The sequence below is a fragment of the Acidisoma sp. PAMC 29798 genome (assembly GCF_030252425.1).
Classification (GTDB): Bacteria; Pseudomonadota; Alphaproteobacteria; order Acetobacterales; family Acetobacteraceae; genus Acidisoma; species Acidisoma cladoniae.
Genome location: NZ_CP126994.1, coordinates 1,290,340 through 1,308,741, shown reverse-complemented (window position 1 = coordinate 1,308,741; position 18,402 = coordinate 1,290,340). Strand labels below are relative to the sequence as shown.

Annotated in this window: 19 protein-coding genes; 7 read left to right on the top strand and 12 right to left on the bottom strand. The window is 64.6% G+C overall.

Annotation, left to right across the window (positions count from 1 at the left end; translation table 11 throughout):
- Positions 1–95: 95 nt before the first annotated feature.
- Entirely contained in the window at positions 96–1,532 is a 1,437-nt protein-coding gene (gene hydA, locus QP803_RS06295; protein ID WP_284946933.1) for a dihydropyrimidinase, read from the top strand.
- Positions 1,533–1,667: 135 nt separating this feature from the next.
- On the opposite strand, the gene QP803_RS06290 is transcribed toward hydA, so the two are convergent.
- Genes QP803_RS06290 through QP803_RS06260 form a run of 7 tightly spaced genes read right to left on the bottom strand, consistent with a single transcriptional unit; the run spans position 1,668 to position 7,743 of the window.
- On the bottom strand, positions 1,668–2,048 hold the full coding sequence (locus QP803_RS06290; protein ID WP_284946932.1) for a HesB/IscA family protein: 381 nt from the start codon (positions 2,046–2,048) through the stop codon (positions 1,668–1,670).
- Between the two features lie 12 nt (positions 2,049–2,060).
- Positions 2,061–2,462: an SUF system Fe-S cluster assembly protein gene (locus QP803_RS06285; protein WP_284946931.1), complete on the bottom strand. Its 402-nt coding sequence runs from the start codon at positions 2,460–2,462 to the stop codon at positions 2,061–2,063.
- A 20-nt stretch (positions 2,463–2,482) separates the two neighbouring features.
- On the bottom strand, positions 2,483–3,724 hold the full coding sequence (locus QP803_RS06280; protein WP_284946930.1) for an aminotransferase class V-fold PLP-dependent enzyme: 1,242 nt from the start codon (positions 3,722–3,724) through the stop codon (positions 2,483–2,485).
- Positions 3,721–5,013, bottom strand: coding sequence for a Fe-S cluster assembly protein SufD (sufD, locus tag QP803_RS06275; RefSeq protein WP_284946929.1), 1,293 nt, complete (start codon positions 5,011–5,013; stop codon positions 3,721–3,723). The genes QP803_RS06280 and sufD overlap by 4 nt, the downstream gene beginning before the upstream one ends.
- Complete coding sequence (sufC, locus tag QP803_RS06270) at positions 5,013–5,771, bottom strand: Fe-S cluster assembly ATPase SufC (RefSeq protein ID WP_284946928.1); 759 nt, start codon at positions 5,769–5,771, stop codon at positions 5,013–5,015. Before sufC ends, sufD begins: the two co-directional genes overlap by 1 nt.
- A 15-nt stretch (positions 5,772–5,786) precedes the next feature.
- The gene (sufB, locus tag QP803_RS06265) at positions 5,787–7,271 is read right to left on the bottom strand and encodes a Fe-S cluster assembly protein SufB (protein ID WP_284946927.1); all 1,485 of its coding nucleotides are present in this window, start codon (positions 7,269–7,271) and stop codon (positions 5,787–5,789) included.
- Positions 7,272–7,275: 4 nt separating this feature from the next.
- A complete protein-coding gene (locus QP803_RS06260; RefSeq protein WP_284946926.1) occupies positions 7,276–7,743 on the bottom strand; it encodes an SUF system Fe-S cluster assembly regulator in 468 nt (155 codons plus the stop codon).
- A gap of 140 nt (positions 7,744–7,883) precedes the next feature.
- On the opposite strand from QP803_RS06260, the gene speB reads away from it, so the two are divergent.
- Positions 7,884–8,933 carry an agmatinase gene (gene speB / locus QP803_RS06255; RefSeq protein ID WP_284946925.1) on the top strand — a complete coding sequence of 350 codons (1,050 nt, stop codon included), beginning with the start codon at positions 7,884–7,886 and terminating at the stop codon, positions 8,931–8,933.
- Between the two features lie 60 nt (positions 8,934–8,993).
- Complete coding sequence (locus QP803_RS06250) at positions 8,994–9,353, top strand: hypothetical protein (protein ID WP_284946924.1); 360 nt, start codon at positions 8,994–8,996, stop codon at positions 9,351–9,353.
- 45 nt (positions 9,354–9,398) lie between these two features.
- Here QP803_RS06250 and QP803_RS06245 read toward each other — a convergent pair whose 3' ends face one another.
- Together QP803_RS06245 and QP803_RS06240 are read right to left on the bottom strand one after the other, a co-directional pair.
- Positions 9,399–10,685 carry a DUF445 domain-containing protein gene (locus tag QP803_RS06245; protein WP_284946923.1) on the bottom strand — a complete coding sequence of 429 codons (1,287 nt, stop codon included), beginning with the start codon at positions 10,683–10,685 and terminating at the stop codon, positions 9,399–9,401.
- A 7-nt stretch (positions 10,686–10,692) separates the two neighbouring features.
- Positions 10,693–10,980, bottom strand: a complete 288-nt coding sequence (locus QP803_RS06240) for a hypothetical protein (RefSeq protein ID WP_284946922.1) — start codon at positions 10,978–10,980, stop codon at positions 10,693–10,695.
- A 39-nt stretch (positions 10,981–11,019) separates the two neighbouring features.
- Between QP803_RS06240 and QP803_RS06235 the strand changes: the two genes are divergently transcribed.
- Genes QP803_RS06235 through QP803_RS06225 form a run of 3 tightly spaced genes read left to right on the top strand, consistent with a single transcriptional unit; the run spans position 11,020 to position 14,690 of the window.
- On the top strand, positions 11,020–12,030 hold the full coding sequence (locus tag QP803_RS06235; protein ID WP_284946921.1) for an RluA family pseudouridine synthase: 1,011 nt from the start codon (positions 11,020–11,022) through the stop codon (positions 12,028–12,030).
- A 31-nt stretch (positions 12,031–12,061) separates the two neighbouring features.
- Positions 12,062–13,282, top strand: a complete 1,221-nt coding sequence (locus QP803_RS06230; protein WP_284946920.1) for an MFS transporter — start codon at positions 12,062–12,064, stop codon at positions 13,280–13,282.
- A gap of 13 nt (positions 13,283–13,295) precedes the next feature.
- Complete coding sequence (locus QP803_RS06225) at positions 13,296–14,690, top strand: MFS transporter (RefSeq protein WP_284946919.1); 1,395 nt, start codon at positions 13,296–13,298, stop codon at positions 14,688–14,690.
- Here QP803_RS06225 and QP803_RS06220 read toward each other — a convergent pair.
- Positions 14,687–15,079 carry a type II toxin-antitoxin system VapC family toxin gene (locus tag QP803_RS06220; RefSeq protein WP_284946918.1) on the bottom strand — a complete coding sequence of 131 codons (393 nt, stop codon included), beginning with the start codon at positions 15,077–15,079 and terminating at the stop codon, positions 14,687–14,689. The two genes, QP803_RS06225 and QP803_RS06220, sit on opposite strands and share 4 nt — an antisense overlap.
- Entirely contained in the window at positions 15,076–15,318 is a 243-nt protein-coding gene (locus QP803_RS06215; protein ID WP_284946917.1) for an antitoxin, read from the bottom strand. The genes QP803_RS06220 and QP803_RS06215 overlap by 4 nt, the downstream gene beginning before the upstream one ends.
- Before the next feature lie 167 nt (positions 15,319–15,485).
- Here QP803_RS06215 and QP803_RS06210 point away from each other — a divergent pair, with 167 nt between their 5' ends.
- Positions 15,486–16,952 (top strand): mannose-1-phosphate guanylyltransferase/mannose-6-phosphate isomerase, encoded by a 1,467-nt coding sequence (locus QP803_RS06210; protein WP_284946916.1) that lies wholly within the window; start codon positions 15,486–15,488, stop codon positions 16,950–16,952.
- Here QP803_RS06210 and QP803_RS06205 read toward each other — a convergent pair.
- Entirely contained in the window at positions 16,937–18,283 is a 1,347-nt protein-coding gene (locus QP803_RS06205) for a chloride channel protein (protein WP_284946915.1), read from the bottom strand. The two genes, QP803_RS06210 and QP803_RS06205, sit on opposite strands and share 16 nt — an antisense overlap.
- Positions 18,284–18,402 lie beyond the last annotated feature (119 nt).

The following is an 18,402-nucleotide window of genomic DNA, read 5'->3' as shown; positions in this document are numbered from 1 at the left end:
AAACCGGACCGGAGTGTCAACGGATCGGGGCAGGTCTTCCCTAAACGCAGCCTCCGGTCCACCATCGGGCGAAATCGACGGAACCGGAGGAAGCCATGTCCCTTCTCATTCGTGGCGGCGAGATCGTGACCGCCGAGCGCCAGTTCAGGGCCGATGTGCTCTGCGAAGGCGGCCTGATCCAGGCGATCGGCCCCGATCTGGAGGCCCCAACCGGCGCCGAGGTGGTGGAGGCCGGCGGATTGCTGGTGATGCCGGGCGGAATCGATCCGCATACTCATATGGAACTGCCCTTCATGGGCACGGTGGCGAGCGAGGACTTCTTCTCCGGCACCAGTGCGGGCGCCGCCGGCGGCAATACGATGATCATCGATTTCGTCATCCCCTCCCCCGGCGCGTCACTGCTCGACGCCTTCAAAACCTGGCGCGGCTGGGCCGAGAAATCGGCCACCGATTACAGCTTCCACGTCGCCATCACCGGCTGGTCAGATCAGGTGCATGAGGAGATGGGGGTCCTGACGCGGGACCACGGGGTCAATAGTTTCAAGCACTTCATGGCCTACAAGGGCGCCATCATGGTCGATGACGGCATCATGCTGAACAGTTTCACCCGCGCCCTGGAATTGGGCGCCATTTGCAACGTGCATGCTGAGAACGGCGAGGCCGTCGCCTTCATGCAAAAGAAGCTGCTCGCCATGGGTATCACCGGGCCTGAGGGCCATGCCCTGTCCCGCCCGCCGGAGGTGGAGGGTGAGGCCGCGCAGCGGGTAATCGCCATCGCGGAACTGCTGGGCGCGCCGGTCTATATCGTCCATGTCTCGACCGCCGAGGCGACGGATGCCATCGCCCGCGCCCGTGCGAAGGGCTTGCGCGTCTATGGCGAGGTGCTGCCGCAGCATCTGGTGATTGACGAAAGCGTCTATCAGAATCCGGATTTCGCGACGGCGGCGGCCTATGTGATGAGCCCGCCCTTCCGGCCGAAGCATCATCAGAAAGCGCTATGGGCCGGCCTCGCTTCCGGCGCGTTGCAGACCACGGCGACGGATCACTGCTGTTTCTGCGCGCCGCAAAAGGCGGCCGGGCGAGAGAACTTCACGCTCATTCCCAACGGCACCGGCGGGATCGAGGACCGGATGAGCATCCTATGGCATCACGGCGTGCGCGCGGGCCGGCTGACGCCGAGCGAATTCGTGGCCGTGACCTCCACCAATACGGCGAAGATCTTCAACATCCATCCGCGCAAAGGCGCTGTGGTTGTCGGCGCCGACGCCGATCTCGTGCTGTGGGACCCTGCGGCCAGCCGGACGATTTCAGTGAAAACCCATCATCAGCGGGTGGATTTCAACATCTACGAGGGGATGGAGGTCACCGGCCTCGCCGCCAGCACGATCAGCCAGGGCAAGGTGGTGTGGCATCGGGGCGAATTGCGGACGGTGCGCGGGGTTGGGCGGTATATCGACCGGCCGTGTTTCGCGCCGGTGTTTTCGGCGTTGAGCTTGGCGGCGAAAGCGCCGGTCGGTGTGGTCCGGTCGTAACACCCTTCTAGCACCGTCATCCACGGGCTTGACCCGTGGACCTACCCGTTACGGCGCCCACACGCCGTCATTGCGCCACGAGGGGTAGGTGCGCGGATCAAGTCCGCGCATGACGGAAGTTTCGGGGCCGGTGGCTTAAACGTGGAAACTCTCGCCGCAGCCGCAGCGGCCTTTTTCGTTGGGATTGATGAAGGTGAAGCCGGCCGTCAGCTGCTCCACCTTGTAGTCCATCTCGGTGCCGATCAGGAAAAGGCTCGCCTTGCGGTCGACCAGAACCGTCTGATCCTTATCGCGCACAACCTCATCGGTCGGGCCGGCGGCATCGACCCAGCTCATGTCATAGGCCATGCCCGAGCAGCCCTTGGTATTCACGCTGATGCGCAGCAGCATGCCAGCCTGGCCACCGGCGTACATCTTTTCCAGCCGCGCGGCAGCGGCGTCCGTCAGGCGCATCAGCGGCGGCAAAGCGCGCCGGGCCGGCTTGGCGGGAGCAGTGGTTGCGGTCGCTTCACTCATCTCAGCCTCCACTCAGAACATATTCATGGACAGGCGGGCTTCGTCGCTCATGCGGCTCATGTCCCATGGCGGCTCCCACACCGTCTCGACGTCGCAGCCGGTCACGCCCGGGATCGCCATGATGGCCTCACGCACCATCACCGGCAACTCCTGCGCGGACGGGCAACCTGGCGCGGTCAGGGTCATCTCGACCTTGATCTTGCCGTCATCGGCGATGTCCACAGCGTAGATCAGACCAAGCTCATAGATGTTCACGGGGATTTCGGGATCATAGACCGTGCAGATGGCGGTGATCACCTCATCCTCGTCCACGATATGGGCAATCGCGGGCGGCACCTCGCCCTCCGGCGTCCAGGCATGATGGACCGCGATCGGCTCGTCCGGCGTTTCGGGGTTGGTCACTTGATCCATCATCTGTTCCTCGTCTCGGGTCATCAGGCGAAGAAGGCCCGAATACGGCCGAGCGATTCGGCCAGGACATCGATTTCCGCAACTGTCGTATAAAGCCCGAAGCTCGCCCGTGCCGTGCTGTCGAGACCCAGACGCCGCATCAGCGGTTCAGCGCAGTGGTGACCGGCGCGGACGGCGATGCCCGAGCGATCGAGCAGCGTTGCCACATCATGCGCGTGTGCGCCCGCAACCGTGAAGGAAATCACGCCACCCCTGTCCTGCGCCCGGCCGATGACGGAAACGCCCTCAACCGCCGAGACCTTCGCGAGCGCATGTTCGGTCAACACCGCTTCATGCGCGGCAATGGCCTCGTAGCCGATGGACTCGACATAGCCGATGGCGGCGTTGAGGCCGATGCCTTCGAGGATTGCCGGCGTTCCCGCCTCGAACTTATGCGGCACGCGCGCCCAGGTGGACCGCTCAAAACTGACGGAGGAGATCATGTCGCCGCCGCCCATCCAGGGCGGCATCGCCTCCAGCAACTCGGCTTTCCCGTAAAGCACGCCGATGCCGGTGGGGCCGTAGAGCTTGTGGCCGGTCCAGACGTAGAAATCGACATCCAGCGCCTGCACGTCGATCCGGCGATGCACGATCGCCTGCGATCCATCCAGCATGACCTTCGCCCCATGCGCATGAGCCAGCGCGATGATCCGCTCGGCCAGCGTATAGGTGCCGAGGACGTTGGACATATGGGTGATGGCCACGAGGCCAACTTTCCCATCCGCAAGATGTCCGGCGAGGCTGTCGAAATCGAGCTCACCGGCATCGGTGACGGCCGCGACCCGCAGCTCAATGCCATGCGCGTCCCGCAGCATCTGCCAGGGCACGATGTTGGAGTGGTGCTCCATCTCGGAAATCACCACCGCCTGGCCGGGCTTGAGGATGCCGCGCCCGTAGCTATGGGCGATCAGGTTGATCGCCTCGGTGCTGTTGCGCGTAAAGACAATCTCATCGCGCGAACGGGCGTTCATCAAGCGAGCGACCGAATCGCGCGTCGCCTCGAAAGCCTCCGTCGTGCGTTCGCTCATCCAATGCGCGCCGCGATGGATATTGGCGTATTGCGTCTCCATCGCGGTCACCATGGCGTCGATCACGACGCGCGGCTTCATGGCCGACGCGGCACTGTCGAGAAAGACGAGCGGCTTGCCGCGCACGGTCTGCGACAGGATCGGGAAGTCTGCGCGCAGGCTTGCGATGTCACGCATCACGGGGGCGATGACGTTCATACAGGCGGTACCTCCGCATTTTGGCCGGTGGTGTTCCACCAACCCTCGACGGCATGTTCCAGAACGGCGCGCAGCCCCTCATGCGTCACCGCATCGAAGGCTTCGGCGAGGAAGGCGCGCACCAGCAGCATGCGCGCGACGGGGCCCGGAATGCCCCGGCTGCGCAGGTAGAAAAGCTGTTCGGGGTCGAGCGCGCCGACCGTCGCACCATGGCTGCACTTCACGTCGTCCGCGTAGATCTCGAGCTCAGGCTTGCTGTTGATCTCAGCATCCGGCGACAGCAGCAGTGCCTGATTCATTTGATAGCCATCGGTCTTTTGCGCGATACGCGCGACCTCGATTTTGCCCTGGAAGACGGCGCGGGATTTGCCCGTGAGGACAGATTTCACCGTCTGGCGCGAGGCACAATTCGGCGCATCATGCGAAATCACCGTGGTGAAGTCACTGACCTGCGATCCGCCCATGATCTGCGCGGCATTGAGATGCACGATGGCATTGGGTCCACCGAGACGCGCATGAATTTCCGTGCGGCCCAGTTTCGCACCGAGCGCGAGGGAGAAGCTGTCATATTCGGCGCGCGCAGCGGTATCGACATAGATGGTGCCGAAATGGAAGGCCGTGTCGGCATCCTGCTGCAGCCGACCATGGGTCAGATGGGCATCTTCACCGAGGGCGATTTCGATGACCGGATTGTTGAGGTATTCGCCCTCACCGGCAGAAACCTCCAACAGCACGAGCCGCGCACCGGCACCGAGGCGCAGGCGGTGGCGTGGATGGCTGCCGACGCGGCTATGCTTGCCGCTGGTGAGTTGCGCGATCATCAGGAAGCCGCCATCGACGCCGGCGGGCACATCGACCACGGCGCCGTCTTCGGCGAGCATCGTATTCAGCGCCACCAGCCGCTCACGCGCCGGGCGCCCGAGGGTGCCGAATTCTCCGTCTTCGGCGAAGGAGGAGACGATGAGTTGATCCGGCAGCACCGACAGATCAGCGCGGAAGCGGCCATCGACGAAAATCAGGCGCGGCCCGACGACGGCGGGCAGCAGCGAAATCAGCCGAGCGCCGGTTGCGGCCTCATCCAGCGGCTCACGGAATTCGAGACCGGTGATCGGGCGGATGTTCGTGTAATGCCAGGCCTCGTCACGCAGCGTGGGCCAGCCCTTGTCGCGCAACAGGGCGGCGGCGGCATCGCGCTCGGCAGGGGCGCCCGGCAGCCGCGCACGCAACCCGTCATAGCGGGACAGGAAGCCGGACAGCGCCTCAGTGGGCGTGAGAACGGGGGCGCGCATCAGGCCGCCTCCGCCGCCTCGCCGATGAGATCGACATAGCCGTGCAGTTCGAGTTCCTTGGCGAGTTCCGGGCCGCCAGAGCGCACGATGCGACCGGCTGCCAGGATATGCACGCGGTCGGGCACGATATAGTCGAGCAGGCGCTGGTAATGGGTGATGACGAGGGCCGAAAACGCCGGCCCGCGCTGGGAGTTCACGCCATCCGCCACGATGCGCAGCGCGTCGATGTCGAGGCCGCTATCGGTCTCGTCCAGGATCGCGAGCTTTGGCTTCAGCACCGCCATCTGCAGCACTTCGTTGCGCTTCTTCTCGCCGCCGGAAAAGCCGACATTGACATTGCGCTTGAGCATATCTTCCGACATCGCGAGTTGCTTGACGGCGGCGCGCGCCATCTTGAGGAACTGAACGGCGTCCATCTCAGGCTCGCCACGGGCGCGGCGGATGGAGTTCAGGGCGGTGCGCAGGAAATTGGCATTGCCGACGCCCGGCAGCTCGACCGGATATTGGAAGGCGAGGAACAGGCCGGCCGCCGCACGCTCCTCCGGCTCCATGGCCAGAATATCCTGGCCGAAGAAGGTCGCGGTGCCACCCGTCACGTCATAGCCCTCACGCCCCGACAGGACGTAGGACAGCGTCGATTTGCCGGCGCCGTTGGGACCCATGACCGCGTGGATTTCGCCTGCGGGAATGGTGAGATCGATTCCATTGAGGATCGTCTTGCCGTCGATGGTGGCGGTCAGGCCGCGAATTTCGAGCATCTGTCTAGTCCTTCCTCAACCCACCGAGCCTTCGAGGCTGATGGCCAGCAACTTCTGAGCTTCCACGGCGAATTCCATCGGCAGCTCCTTCAGCACGTCTTTGCAGAAGCCATTGACGATCAGACCGACCGCATCTTCCTGCGACAGGCCACGGCTGCGGCAATAGAAAAGCTGATCCTCGGCGATCTTGGAGGTCGTCGCCTCATGCTCGATCTTCGCCGTCGCATTGCGGCTTTCGATATAGGGCACGGTATGCGCCCCACACTGATCGCCGATCAGCAGGCTGTCGCATTGTGTAAAGTTCCGTGCATTCTGTGCCTTGGGCATCATGCGCACGAGACCGCGATAGGTGCTGTCCGAATGGCCGGCACTGATCGTCTTGGCGATGATCGTGCTTTTCGTGTTGCGGCCGATATGGATCATCTTCGTGCCGGTATCGGCCTGCTGATGATTATTGGTGACGGCCACGGAGTAGAACTCCCCGACGCTGTCATCGCCTTGCAGGATGCAGGACGGGTATTTCCAGGTGATGGCCGATCCGGTCTCGACCTGGGTCCAGCTGATATGGCTGCGCGCACCACGGCAGGCGCCGCGCTTCGTCACGAAGTTGTAGATGCCGCCGAGGCCATTCGCATCACCCGGATACCAGTTCTGCACAGTGCTGTATTTGATCTTGGCGTCATCCATCGCCACGAGTTCCACCACCGCCGCATGGAGCTGGTTCTCGTCCCGCATCGGCGCGGTGCAGCCTTCGAGATAGCTGACTGAGGCGCCATCTTCGCAGATGATCAGCGTCCGCTCGAACTGCCCGGTATTGCGCGCATTGATGCGGAAATAGGTGGACAGCTCCATCGGGCATTTCACGCCCTTGGGGATGAAGACGAAGCTACCATCGGTGAACACGGCCGAGTTCAGGGCGGCGAAGTAGTTGTCGCCGGCCGGCACGACGCTGCCGAGATACTGCTGCACCAGTTCGGGATGCTCGCGCACCGCTTCGCTGATCGGGCAGAAGATGACGCCCGACTTCTTCAGCGTGGACTGGAAGGTGGTTGCCACGGACACGCTGTCGAACACGGCATCGACGGCCATCGGCAGACGGTCTTCCGGGCTCGGCTCCACGCCCGCGAGCAGCGCCTGCTCCTTCAACGGAATACCGAGCTTTTCATAGGTGCGCAGCAGCTCGGGATCGACTTCTTCCAAGCTCTTGGGACCGCCACCCTTCTTGGGGGCCGCGTAATAATGGATGTCCTGGTAATCGATCTTGGGATAGGCGGCCTTGGCCCAATGCGGCTCTGCCATCGTCTTCCAGGCGGCAAAGGCCTTCAGACGCCAGGCGAGCAGCCAGGCCGGTTCGCCCTTCCGCTCGGAGATGAGACGGATGGTGCCTTCATTGAGCCCCTTGGGGGCAATATCCATTTCGAGTTCCGTCTCGAAACCCCACTTGTATGTGGAGCCGGTGACGGTGCGAACGGTGTCTAAGGTCTCGGCGACTGCTGGCATGGCCTCACTCTACGAACGCAGTGACGGGGGCATGATCTGGCATAGAACGTTGCGGCAAGGGCATGAACATCGGCGCCCCCCGCATCTCGGCCAGGCTGATGCCGGAAAGCGCATCGAGGATGGCGGTGTTCACCGCATCCCAGCGCCCTTTGACCGGACAGAGGCTGGACGCCTCACAACTGGTCACCGAATGCTCGACGCAAGCGGTCAAGGCGATCGGGCCGTCCACCGCCGCGATCACATCGGCGATGGGGATAGCCGACAAGGGCCGCGCAAGCCGGTAACCGCCGCGCGCCCCACGATGGGACAGCACGAGGCCAGCGGCGGTCATGATCTTGAGCACCTTGGCGACCGTCGGCTCGGGCACGCCGGTCTTGGTCGCGATTCCACCGGAGGTCTGGATGCTGCCCTCTTCCGAGAGCCGAACCAGCACCACAACCGCGTAATCGGTGAGTTTCGACAACTTCAACATGGATAGGGTTCTACATCTTCATTCAGGACCGGACCAGTCCTGTTTTCGAGAGCTGGGCGGCAGCATACGCGGGTCGTGCCGGTTGAATGACGGGCGGCGAGGCTCTACCGAAGTCGCATCGCCATCGGAGAGAGACCCCCATGTCGGACGACGAGACGGACACCAACCTCCAGCGGCTGCGGGGCAAATATGTCGGCCTCAGCGGCGGCCATGTCTTCGATCCGCATTTTAAGGAAATCGCTGCCAAGACCATCAGCGCCGATGGGCGCCGAAAACTGCCCTATTCCGATCCGGCGACGTTCCTGGATGCGACCTATCGCCAGGATGCTTTCGGACGCGCGGACGGCTTCGCGGATCTGGATGTCGCGCTGATCGGCGTGCCGATGGATCTCGGCGTCACCAACCGCACCGGCTGCCGGCTCGGGCCACGCGCCGTGCGGTCCGTCGAGCGGATCGGACCTTATGAGCATGTGCTGAAGGTGGCGCCTCTGGCGATGCTTCGGGTGGCAGATGTGGGCGATGTGCCGCTCCGCTCCCGCTACAGCCTGGAAAGCTGCCACGAGGATATCGAGGCGGCGCTGCGCACGGTGATCCAAGCCGGCGTGGTGCCGCTTTCCGTGGGTGGCGATCATTCCATGACCCAGGCAATCTTGCGGGCGGTGGGCGAAAAGCGCCCGGTCGGGCTGATCCATATCGATGCCCATGCCGATACCGCCGGATCTTATGAAGGGTCGCGCTTCCACCATGGCGGGCCGTTCCGCCATGCCGTGCTGGATGGCATGATCGATCCGCGCCGCGCCTTGCAGATCGGCATCCGGGGCACGGCCGAATATCTGTATGAGTTCTCGACCGATAGCGGCATGACCCTGGTCCATGCCGAGGAAGTCGAGGAACACGGCATGCGCCATTACGTGGATGTCGCCCGCAAACTGGTCGGCGACGGACCCTTCTACGTGTCTTTCGACATCGACTCCGTCGATCCCGGCTTTGCGCCCGGCACCGGCACGCCGGAGGTTGGCGGGCTGATGCCGCGCGAGGTTCTGACGCTGTTGCGCGGCTTGCGTGGCCTCAACATCATCGGGGGCGACGTGGTCGAGGTCGCGCCGCAATACGACCCCACGAGCAATACGGCGCAGATCGCGGCGCAGGTGCTATTCGAGCTGCTATGCTTGGTGGCGCTGCGAGGTTGATTAACAAGCTTTCACTCGCGAATGCTTGAAAATCCCCTCGGCGGCGCTCACTCTCGTTTCATGATCGAACGTCGCTCCTATGACATCGAGATGCGGCCCGATGGCACCTTCGTGGACCGGTCGCAGCAAAACCGTGCCCCCGGCTGGCTTCCACCCACCGGGCGCAGCGGCCTGTCACGTGGGCTCGCCCTCGGCGCGGTCGTGCTCGGCTCAGCCATCGTCGCGGGCCTCGCCTTGTCGATCGCCCTGGTGCTGGTGCCGATCGCCATTGGGGCGGCGCTAATCGGATACGTGGCGCTGCGCGTTCAGCTTTGGCGGATGCGGCGCAATGGCACGACGATGGAGAGTTTCAGCGGCAGCTTCGGGCCGCTCGTGGCGCGGTTCGAGACGATCGTCCGGGCCCAACGCGGGCGGCGGTAAGGCGCCGCCCACGGTAGGGTGGACGAGCGAAGCGCATTCCACCGCCTATAGCGCAACGCTTCCGAAAATCGCGCGCAGGATCAGGAACAGCACGCCCCCGGCGAGAAAGCCGACCAGCGTGCCATTCACTCGAATGTATTGAAGATCGCGCCCGACGCGCAGTTCCAGCCTGTCGGTGACCGTCTTCGCGTCCCAATGCGACACCACGTTGGCCACGAAATCAGCCGCGCGTTCCTGGGCCAAGGGCAAAAGCCCCGCGACCATCGCCGCCACGCCACGTTCAAGCCCCGCCCGGATGGCGGGATCGTCCTCGACCACCTTGCCAAAATTCGCGAGTGTCGCCTCCAGCAAGGTGATGGTTTGGCCGTTCGGGCGGGCGGCATCCTTTTCGATGGTCGCCCGCAGCCGACCCCAGATATCGGCGAACCAAACCTGTACCGAGTCATGCGTGAGAACGTTGCGGATGGCGGCGCCGATCTCAGCCGCGCGGACAGGATCGGTCTCGATTAAGGTGATCTCGCGCCGCACCCACTCGTCAAACGCGATGCGCATGGTCGAGCCATCAGGACCGATGTGATCCAATTCGTCATTGACCGCCGCGATCACCCGCTTGGCGACGCTGGCGCCGATCGCCCAGCCCAGAAGCTGTCCGCCCTGCTCGCGCACCCGGTCCCGTATGCCGCCGCGCAGATCCTCCTCCTTGCCCGAGAGCATGGTGCGGAGCTGACCGAGGATGAAGGTGAAAACCTCCTGATGACGGCCGCCTTCCACGAGGCCCGACAAGGCGCGCGCCACGACGCGGCCGGCAGCCGCACCGCCCAGCACGCGCGGCAAGAGCCGCGCCGCCATGCGCCGTGCCCGGCCATCCTCAAGCGACGCCAAAAGCTTCGGCAGGCTGGCGGCCAAGGCCTCAGCGGCGGGACGCGAAGTCGCGGGGTCAGCGAGGAAGCGATGCAGCAGGCCCGGCAAATCGGCCTTGGCCAGCACACGCAGAACCTCGTCCTGCGTGATGACATGGGTGCCGATAAACCGCCCGAGGGCGCGGCCGAGGCGTTCCTTCTGCGCCGGAATGATCGCCGTATGAGGAATGGGAATGCCGAGCGGATGGCGAAACAGCGCCGTGACCGCGAACCAATCGGCGAGGCCGCCGACGACCCCAGCCTTGGCCGAGGATTGCAGCAAATCCCGCCATAGGCTGGGCGGCAGGGCGTAGCTGCCGACACACAGCGCCGCCATCAGCACCAGCAGCCCTGTCGCGACCATGCGATGCCGGGACAGAGACCGACGATCGGCGGCATCCGTATTGGTGGGAAGCGGCGGAATCGCGCTCATTCCAAGACTACGGGGCCAGGGAAAGCTGACCGGTAATGCGACCATCGGCAGGGTCGACCACCAGCACACGGTCCGGCCCGCCGCCCGTGATCAGCACGCCCAGGCGCGACCCAACGGTCGTTATCGTAACGATATGGCTGCCAAGCGGCTGGCGCAGGGTGGCGACGGTGGTGAGGACAGGCGAAGGAGATGTTGCGAAGTCCTTGATAAGCTTGACGACGACGACGGTCGTGACCAGAAAAATCAGGGCCGCCATCCCTATCACCACGAACAGCAGCGGCTTCGCCTTCTCCATCGTCTCGCTCCCAGGCGTTATGTTGGGTATCTGTGCGGGATGACCAGCACCCCCACCCCCGAATTCGGCGGCGCGAACACGATCGTCGCCGCCCCAGAGAGCGAAGGCGAGCGCCTCGACCGCTTTCTGGCCCAGAGCTTCGCCACGCTCACCCGATCGCGCATCAAGAACCTGATCCTGGACGGGATGGCAAGGCGAGAGGGGGTGACGGTCGATGATCCGTCCGAACTGGTTCAGGCCGGCCTGACCTATGATCTGACCGTGCCCGAGGCCGTCGCGGCCACGCCGCAGCCCGAGGATATTCCGCTGACGATCCTCTATGAGGACGCGGATCTGATCGTCATCGACAAGCCGGCCGGCCTTGTCGTGCATCCCGCGCCGGGCAATCTCACCGGCACGCTCGTCAATGCGCTCCTCGCCCATTGCGGCGACAGCCTCACCGGCATCGGCGGGGAGCGTCGGCCCGGCATCGTGCATCGCCTCGACAAGGAAACCTCGGGCGTCATGGTCGCGGCGAAGACCGATTTCGCCCATGCAAAACTGTCGGAAACCTTCGCTAACCGCGACCTCGACCGCCATTACCTCGCTTTGTGCTGGGGCACGATGACCCCGCCGGCCGGCGATATCGAAGGCGCCATAGGCCGCGACCAGCGCGACCGCAAGCGGATGGCGGTGCGCGCCGCTGGGGGCCGCGCGGCCCTGACCCATTACAAGACGCTGCAGATCTGGCGCCTCGCCGTCTCCCTGTTGGACGTCAAACTGTCTACCGGGCGGACGCATCAGATTCGCGTCCATCTGGCGAATGCCTCGCATCCCGTGGTGGGCGACCCCATCTATCTGCGGCGTATCCCCGCGGTGTCAAAGGGCCTGCCCCCCATGATCCGAGCGCGTCTGCTCGACTTTCCACGCCAGGCGCTGCATGCGGCGAGCCTGTCTTTCACTCATCCCCGCTCGGGGGAGGCGCTGTCCTTCTCGACCGAGCCGCCCGCCGATTTCCTGGCTTTGATCGATGCGCTGAATACGACAGCCGGTCTCGGCAGCGACCGTTGACAGCCTCCGCTCCGGCGCCATAGCTCCGCTCATGCAGAACGCCGACGACCGCGAACCCGCAGGCATGTCCGCAGGCATGACCCTGCTTCTGGCCGCCACCGCCGGCATCAGCGTCGCCAACCTCTACCTTGCCCAACCGATGATCGGCCTCATCGGGCCCTCCATTGGGCTTCGTCCGGGCGGCTATGGCCTGGTCGTGACACTGACCCAAATCGGCTACGCCTGCGGGTTGTTGTTGATCGTCCCGCTCGGCGATTTCGTCGAGAACCGGCGGCTGATGGTCACGACACTCGGCTGTGGCGCGGTCACGCTGCTGGTGACCTCCTTCGTCGGCTCGGCGGCGCCCTTCCTGGTCGCCTGCTTTGTCGTCGGTATCATGTCCGTCACGACGCAGATGGTGGTGCCCTTGGCGGCCCATCTGGCTGATCCACGCAAGCGCGGCCGACAGGTGGCGACGGTGGTCAGCGGCTTGTTGACCGGCATTCTGTTCGGGCGGCCGATTGCCAGCCTGATCGCCAGCGTCAGCGGCTGGCGGAGCGTCTTTCTGGTGGCATCCGCGGCCATGGCCATCATGGCCATCGTCCTATGGCGCTGTCTGCCCCAGCGCCGGCCGGACGGGCGCAAAAACTATCTCTCCATGCTGGCGTCGATGGTGCCATTGCTGGCGCGCACGCCGCTATTGCAACGCCGCATGGCCTATCAGACCTCCTTGTTCTTCGCCTTCACCGTGTTCTGGACCGCCATTCCGCTGGAGCTGTCGCGGCATTTCGGCCTCGACCAGAGGGGCATCGCCATCTTCTCCCTGGTGGGCGCGGCGGGTGCGCTATCCGCACCGATCGCCGGTCGCTTTGCTGATGCCGGCAAGGTCATTGCCGGCACCGCCATTTCCATGGCGATGGTCGCGACCGGCGTCGCGCTGACCTGGCCGGGCTCCGCCGCCCATGGCTGGACCGGCCTGATCATCCTCGGTCTTGCGACGGTGCTGCTTGATGGCGGCGTCCAAGCCAATCAGGCCTTTTCGATGAAGGTGCTGTTCGATCTCCCGTCGGAGATTCGCAGCCGGGTCAATGCCGTGTTCATCTCCTGTGCCTTCCTCGGTGCGGCCCTTGGATCCGCTTTGGCGCCCCTCGCGCTGTCTTATGCTGGCTGGCCTTTGGTGGCTTTGCTCGCGGTGACACCGCCGATCTGCGTGTTGACCTTCTTTCTCATTCGGGAACGGCACCGGCTGATCGCTTCACCAGCGCGTTCATAAAGAAGGCGCGGCGATGGGCAAAGCAGTCTCCCCCACGCTCATCGCCCTGCTCGTCGCCGGCGCCTATTTCATGGAAATGCTGGACGGCACCATCATCACCACGGCCATCCCCAGCATGGCGCACAGCTTCGGCGTCCATCCCGTGGACCTCAATCTCGGCATCACCGCCTATATGATCATGCTGGCCGCCGGCATTCCGCTGAGCGGCTGGGCGGCGGAGCGCTTCGGCCCGCGCACCATCTTCGGCGGCGCCATTCTGGTGTTCACGGCGGCCTCGGTCCTGTGCGGCATCGCGACCGGCTTCTGGGGCTTCTTCGCCGCCCGCATCCTGCAAGGCGTGGGCGGCGCCATGATGGTCCCGGTCGGCCGGTTGATGGTACTGCGCACGACACCCAAGGCGGAGTTGATGCGGGCCACGGCCTTCATAACATGGCCGGCCTTGGTCGCGCCGATCCTGGGACCATTGGTGGGCGGCCTTTTCACCACCTACGCGTCCTGGCGATGGATCTTCTTCATCAACCTGCCAATCGGCCTGATCGGGCTGGTTCTGACCCTGGTGCTGGTGGAGAATGTCCGCGCTGACAAACCGCGCCGGCTCGACTGGGTTGGGTTTCTGCTGAGCGGCAGTGCCGCCGTCGCCTTCGTCTATGGCGCGAGCCTGCTCGGCACCTCCACCGGAACGGTCTCGCTCGGCCTCGCCTTGCTCGCCGGCGGACTGATCGGCGGCTGGGCGACCTATCGCCATGCCCGGCACCACGCCTATCCCCTGGTCGCCTTCTCGGCGCTGCGCATCCGCAGCTTTGCCACCACCGTCTGGGGTGGGTCGGCCGCGCGGATTGCCATCAACGCGGCCCCTTTCCTTCTGCCGCTGATGTTTCAGCTCGGTTTTCACCGCAGCCCGGTGACCGCCGGCGCCATGCTGCTGGTGCTGTTCGCCGGCAATCTGGCCATCAAGCCGGCGACCTCGCCCATCATGCGGCGCTTCGGATTCCGGACGGTCTTGATCGTGAATGGAACCCTTCAGGCGGCGACGTTGCTAGGCTTCGCCTTGTTCAGCGCGACGACGCCGTTGTGGCTGGAGCTGCCTTTGCTCCTGATCAGCGGCATGACGCGGTCAACGCATTTCACCGCCGTCAATACCCTCGCCTTCGCCGATGTCCCGCGAGAGGGCATGACCTCCGCCAATACGCTGTTCAATCTGGCACAGCAGGTTTCGGTCGGCCTCGGTGTCGCGGCCGGTGCCATTCTGCTGCGCCTCGGCGCCCACGTCTTGGGTACGGGCAGCGTTTCGGTCCCTGCCTTTCGCTTCGCCTTCGCAGGCGCCGCGTTGTTGTGCGTGTTGGGGGTGCTCGACTTCATCCGGCTGCCCCGTGACGCGGGCAGCGGCGTCAGCGGGCATCGAGCCTAGACTTCCCAGTTCTCGACCAGCAGGCTTGGCACCCGCTCGAATTCGCGCAGGTTGCGGGTGATCAGCGTCAAGCCTTTGGCCAGCGCCTGACCGGCGATCAGTACGTCATAGGGACCGATTGGCGTGCCCGACACGGATAGCGCGGCGCGCAATTCGCCTGCTTGGCGCGCATCCTGCTGATCGAAAGGGAGGACCTCAAAAAGGTGAGCCTCCACCCGCGCCAAGTTTTCAGCCTGTTTACGGCTTTTATAGGCACCGAAATACAACTCATGGGCGACGATGGACGACAGGCCGACGTCTGTCGGTCGATGGTGCTTGAGACGCGTGATGAAGCCGAGATGGCCGGCGAAGAGAGCGATCACGGCATTGCTGTCGAGCAGGTATATCACTCGAAGAAATCAAGGTCAGGCCGCACCTGCTCCGGCGGCTGCTCACCCACGGCCTCGACAAAATCCGCGTCCAAAGGCCCGGTAACCCCATCGAGCCACGCCCAGTCTCGTGGAACCGGCTCTAGAACAAGCGCGTTGCCCTGCCGTCGAATGCGCACCTCGCCAACATCGAACCGATATTCCTTGGGAAGACGCACCGCCTGGGAGCGGCCAGACCAGAAAATCTTGGCGATGTCCATAACTGCACCTGGTAAGACATATCAAAAGAATATCCCATGTGTGGGCTGGAACCAAAAGCAAAAAGGCATCCGGCGCCATTCCGAATGCACGGCAACGCCACTGTTCCGCCATTCCTGGCAATCATCTAGGGTGGCGAGAATTCGCCCGCAGCAAGGACGTCGGCCCCATGGATACGGACCTCAGCCCGCAACTCTCCTCCGCCGTGGCCTCCGCCACCGGCCCCATCGTTCCGGTGATCCTGTCGGGCGGCACGGGCACGCGGCTGTGGCCGGTGTCACGCGAAAGCTTCCCCAAGCAGTTCTGGCCCCTCGCCTCTGAACAGTCCCTCATTGCCGAGACCGCGACCCGCACGGCGGGCGGGGATTTCGCCGCCCCCGTCATCGTCTGCAATGAGGCGCATCGCTTCATGGTCGGTGAGCAGTTGCAGGCCGCCGGCATCAAGGGGGCCCGCATCCTGTTGGAGCCGGTGGGCCGCAACAGCGCCCCGGCCGTTGCCGCCGCCGCCCTGCTGCTGGAGCAGGAAGACCCCCAGACCGTCATCTGTATGATGGCCGCCGACCATGCGATCCCCGATAGCGCCGCCCTGCGCGCTGCGCTGACCACCGCCGCCAAGGTCGCCCGCACCGGCCGCGTGGTCACCTTCGGCATGCGCCCCACCGCGCCCGAGACCGGCTTCGGCTATATCGAAATCGGCGCCTTGCTTGATGACGCACCGGAAGCCCATGCCCTGACGCGCTTCATCGAAAAGCCGAATGCGACCCGCGCCGCCGAATTGATCGCCACCGGCCAAGTGCTGTGGAACTCCGGCATCTTCGTCTTCACGGTCGCGACCTTGCTCGAAGAAATGCAGCTTCATGCGCCCGAGGTTCTGACCGCGGTGCGCGGCGCGGTTGCGGCCAGCACCACCGATCTCGACTTCATCCGCCTCGGCCGGGCGGAATTCGCCGCCTGCCCGAATATCAGCCTGGACTATGCCATCGCCGAGCGCACCACCCGCGCCGCCGTCATCGCCGTCGATTTCGACTGGTCGGATGTCGGCAGCTGGAATGCGCTGTGGGAGCTCGGCAAGAAAGATGCCGGCGGCAATGTCGCCGTGGGTGACGTGATGCTGGAAGACGCCACCAACTGCTACGTGCGCAGCGACGGCATGCTGACCACGGTTCTGGGTCTGGAAGATGCGGTCGTCATCGTGACCGAGGATGCGGTGCTGGCCATGCACCGCGACCGCGCCCAGGACGTGAAGGCGATCGTGGAGCGGTTGAAGGCGCAAAAGCGGCCGGAGGCGGTACGCCACAACCGCGACTACCGCCCTTGGGGCCATTACGAGGTGCTGACGCTGGGCGATCGTTTCCAGGTCAAGCGCATCGTCTGCAAGCCCGGTGAGAAGCTGTCCTTGCAGAAGCATTTCCACCGTGCCGAGCATTGGGTTGTGGTCGAGGGCAGCGCCATCGTGACGCGCGATCACGAGGAGATTCTGGTGCGGGAGAATGAGAGCATCTACCTGCCGCTGGGCTGCGTGCATCGGTTGTACAACCCCGGCCGCATTCCGCTGACACTCATCGAAGTGCAGTCCGGTCCCTACCTGGGCGAGGATGACATCATCCGCATCGAGGACACTTACGGCCGCGGCTGAGGCTTTGTTTCGACCGCCGTGTGCGCCGTTTCGATCATGAAGCGGCGCGCCAAGGTGCCATAGAGCGGCCGGCGGCAGACCAGGCGGGAGACGGCGAAGGCCAGCATGGAGGTCGCCATGATCGGGATGGTCATCTGCTGATTGGCCGTCATTTCCAGCACGATGACGAAGGCGGTGATCGGCGCCTGCACGACACCCGAGAAATAAGCGACCATTCCCAGCAGCACGATGGCCCGCGCCGGCGTATGCGGAAAGAAATGGGCGAGCCAGCTCCCCAAGGACGCCCCGACGGAGAGTGAGGGCGCGAAGATGCCGCCCGGAATACCGCTGAGGTAGGAGGCGATGGTGGCCAGAAACTTCAGCAGGAAGAAACCTGCGGGCAGGCGCGAGTCGCCCTCGACCAAGACGCGCGCCTGGGCATAGCCGGTGCCATAGGTCGCGCCGTGAGAGGCGAGGCCGAGCACCGCGATGACCAGGCCGCAGAGCGCCGCGAAGGCGATGGGATGCGCTTTGATCCAGGCCCCGGCACGTCCGGGCAGACCCTTCGCGACCGTCAGCAGGACCTGGCTGAAACAGCCCCCGAACAGCCCGCCGACCAGGGCACAGACGACCACCGCCATCCAACTTGTCCCGAGCGGCAGGCTGACGCTGGTAACGCCGAAATAGGTGTAGTTTCCGCTGAGCGCCAAGGTGGTGATGCCACCGAAGATGACGGCGCTGAAGACCATGCCGCTGGTGCGAGACTCGAAGCTGTGGCTGAGCTCCTCGATCGCAAAGACGATGCCGGCAAGCGGCGTGTTGAAGGCGGCCGCGACACCGGCGGCGCCACCGGCCAGCACCAAACCGCGCTGCGTTTCCAGGCGTGGTAGCCGCAACGCGTGACCAAGGGCCCGCATGATCGAGGCGCCGATCTGCACGGTGGGACCCTCACGCCCGACCGAAGCGCCGGAGGCCAGACCGAGCAAGGTCAGGATCACCTTGCCCACCGCCACCCGCAGCGACAGCACGCGCGCGACCTGGCTGAGATCCGTCATATGCAGCGCGGCCATGACCTGAGGAATGCCGCTGCCCTGCGCGCCGGGAAACACCCTGCGCGTCAACCACACAGCCAAGGCGAGACCTGCGGGCGCGACGATCAGCACAAGCCAGGGCCGTGGCGTCGTCACATGGGTAAAGGCCGCTTGGGCGAGATCCGCGAGATCGGCAAATCCGATCGCCATGAGCGCTACGAGAATGGCGCCGAGCCAGAATGCGATCCGGCGCATCCAAAGGCGCGGCGAGGTCAGCGGCATGCGACGCAGCAAGCGAAACAGCGGTCGGTCAAGTCTCATCAGTCGCACCCACTCACTGCATCATGCCTGGACGGCGGAATGCGCGACGCTTTTCCGCCCTACGACGCGGCGGTTGGCGTAGGGCGGAAAAGCGTCGCGCATTCCGCCAATTGTCGTCG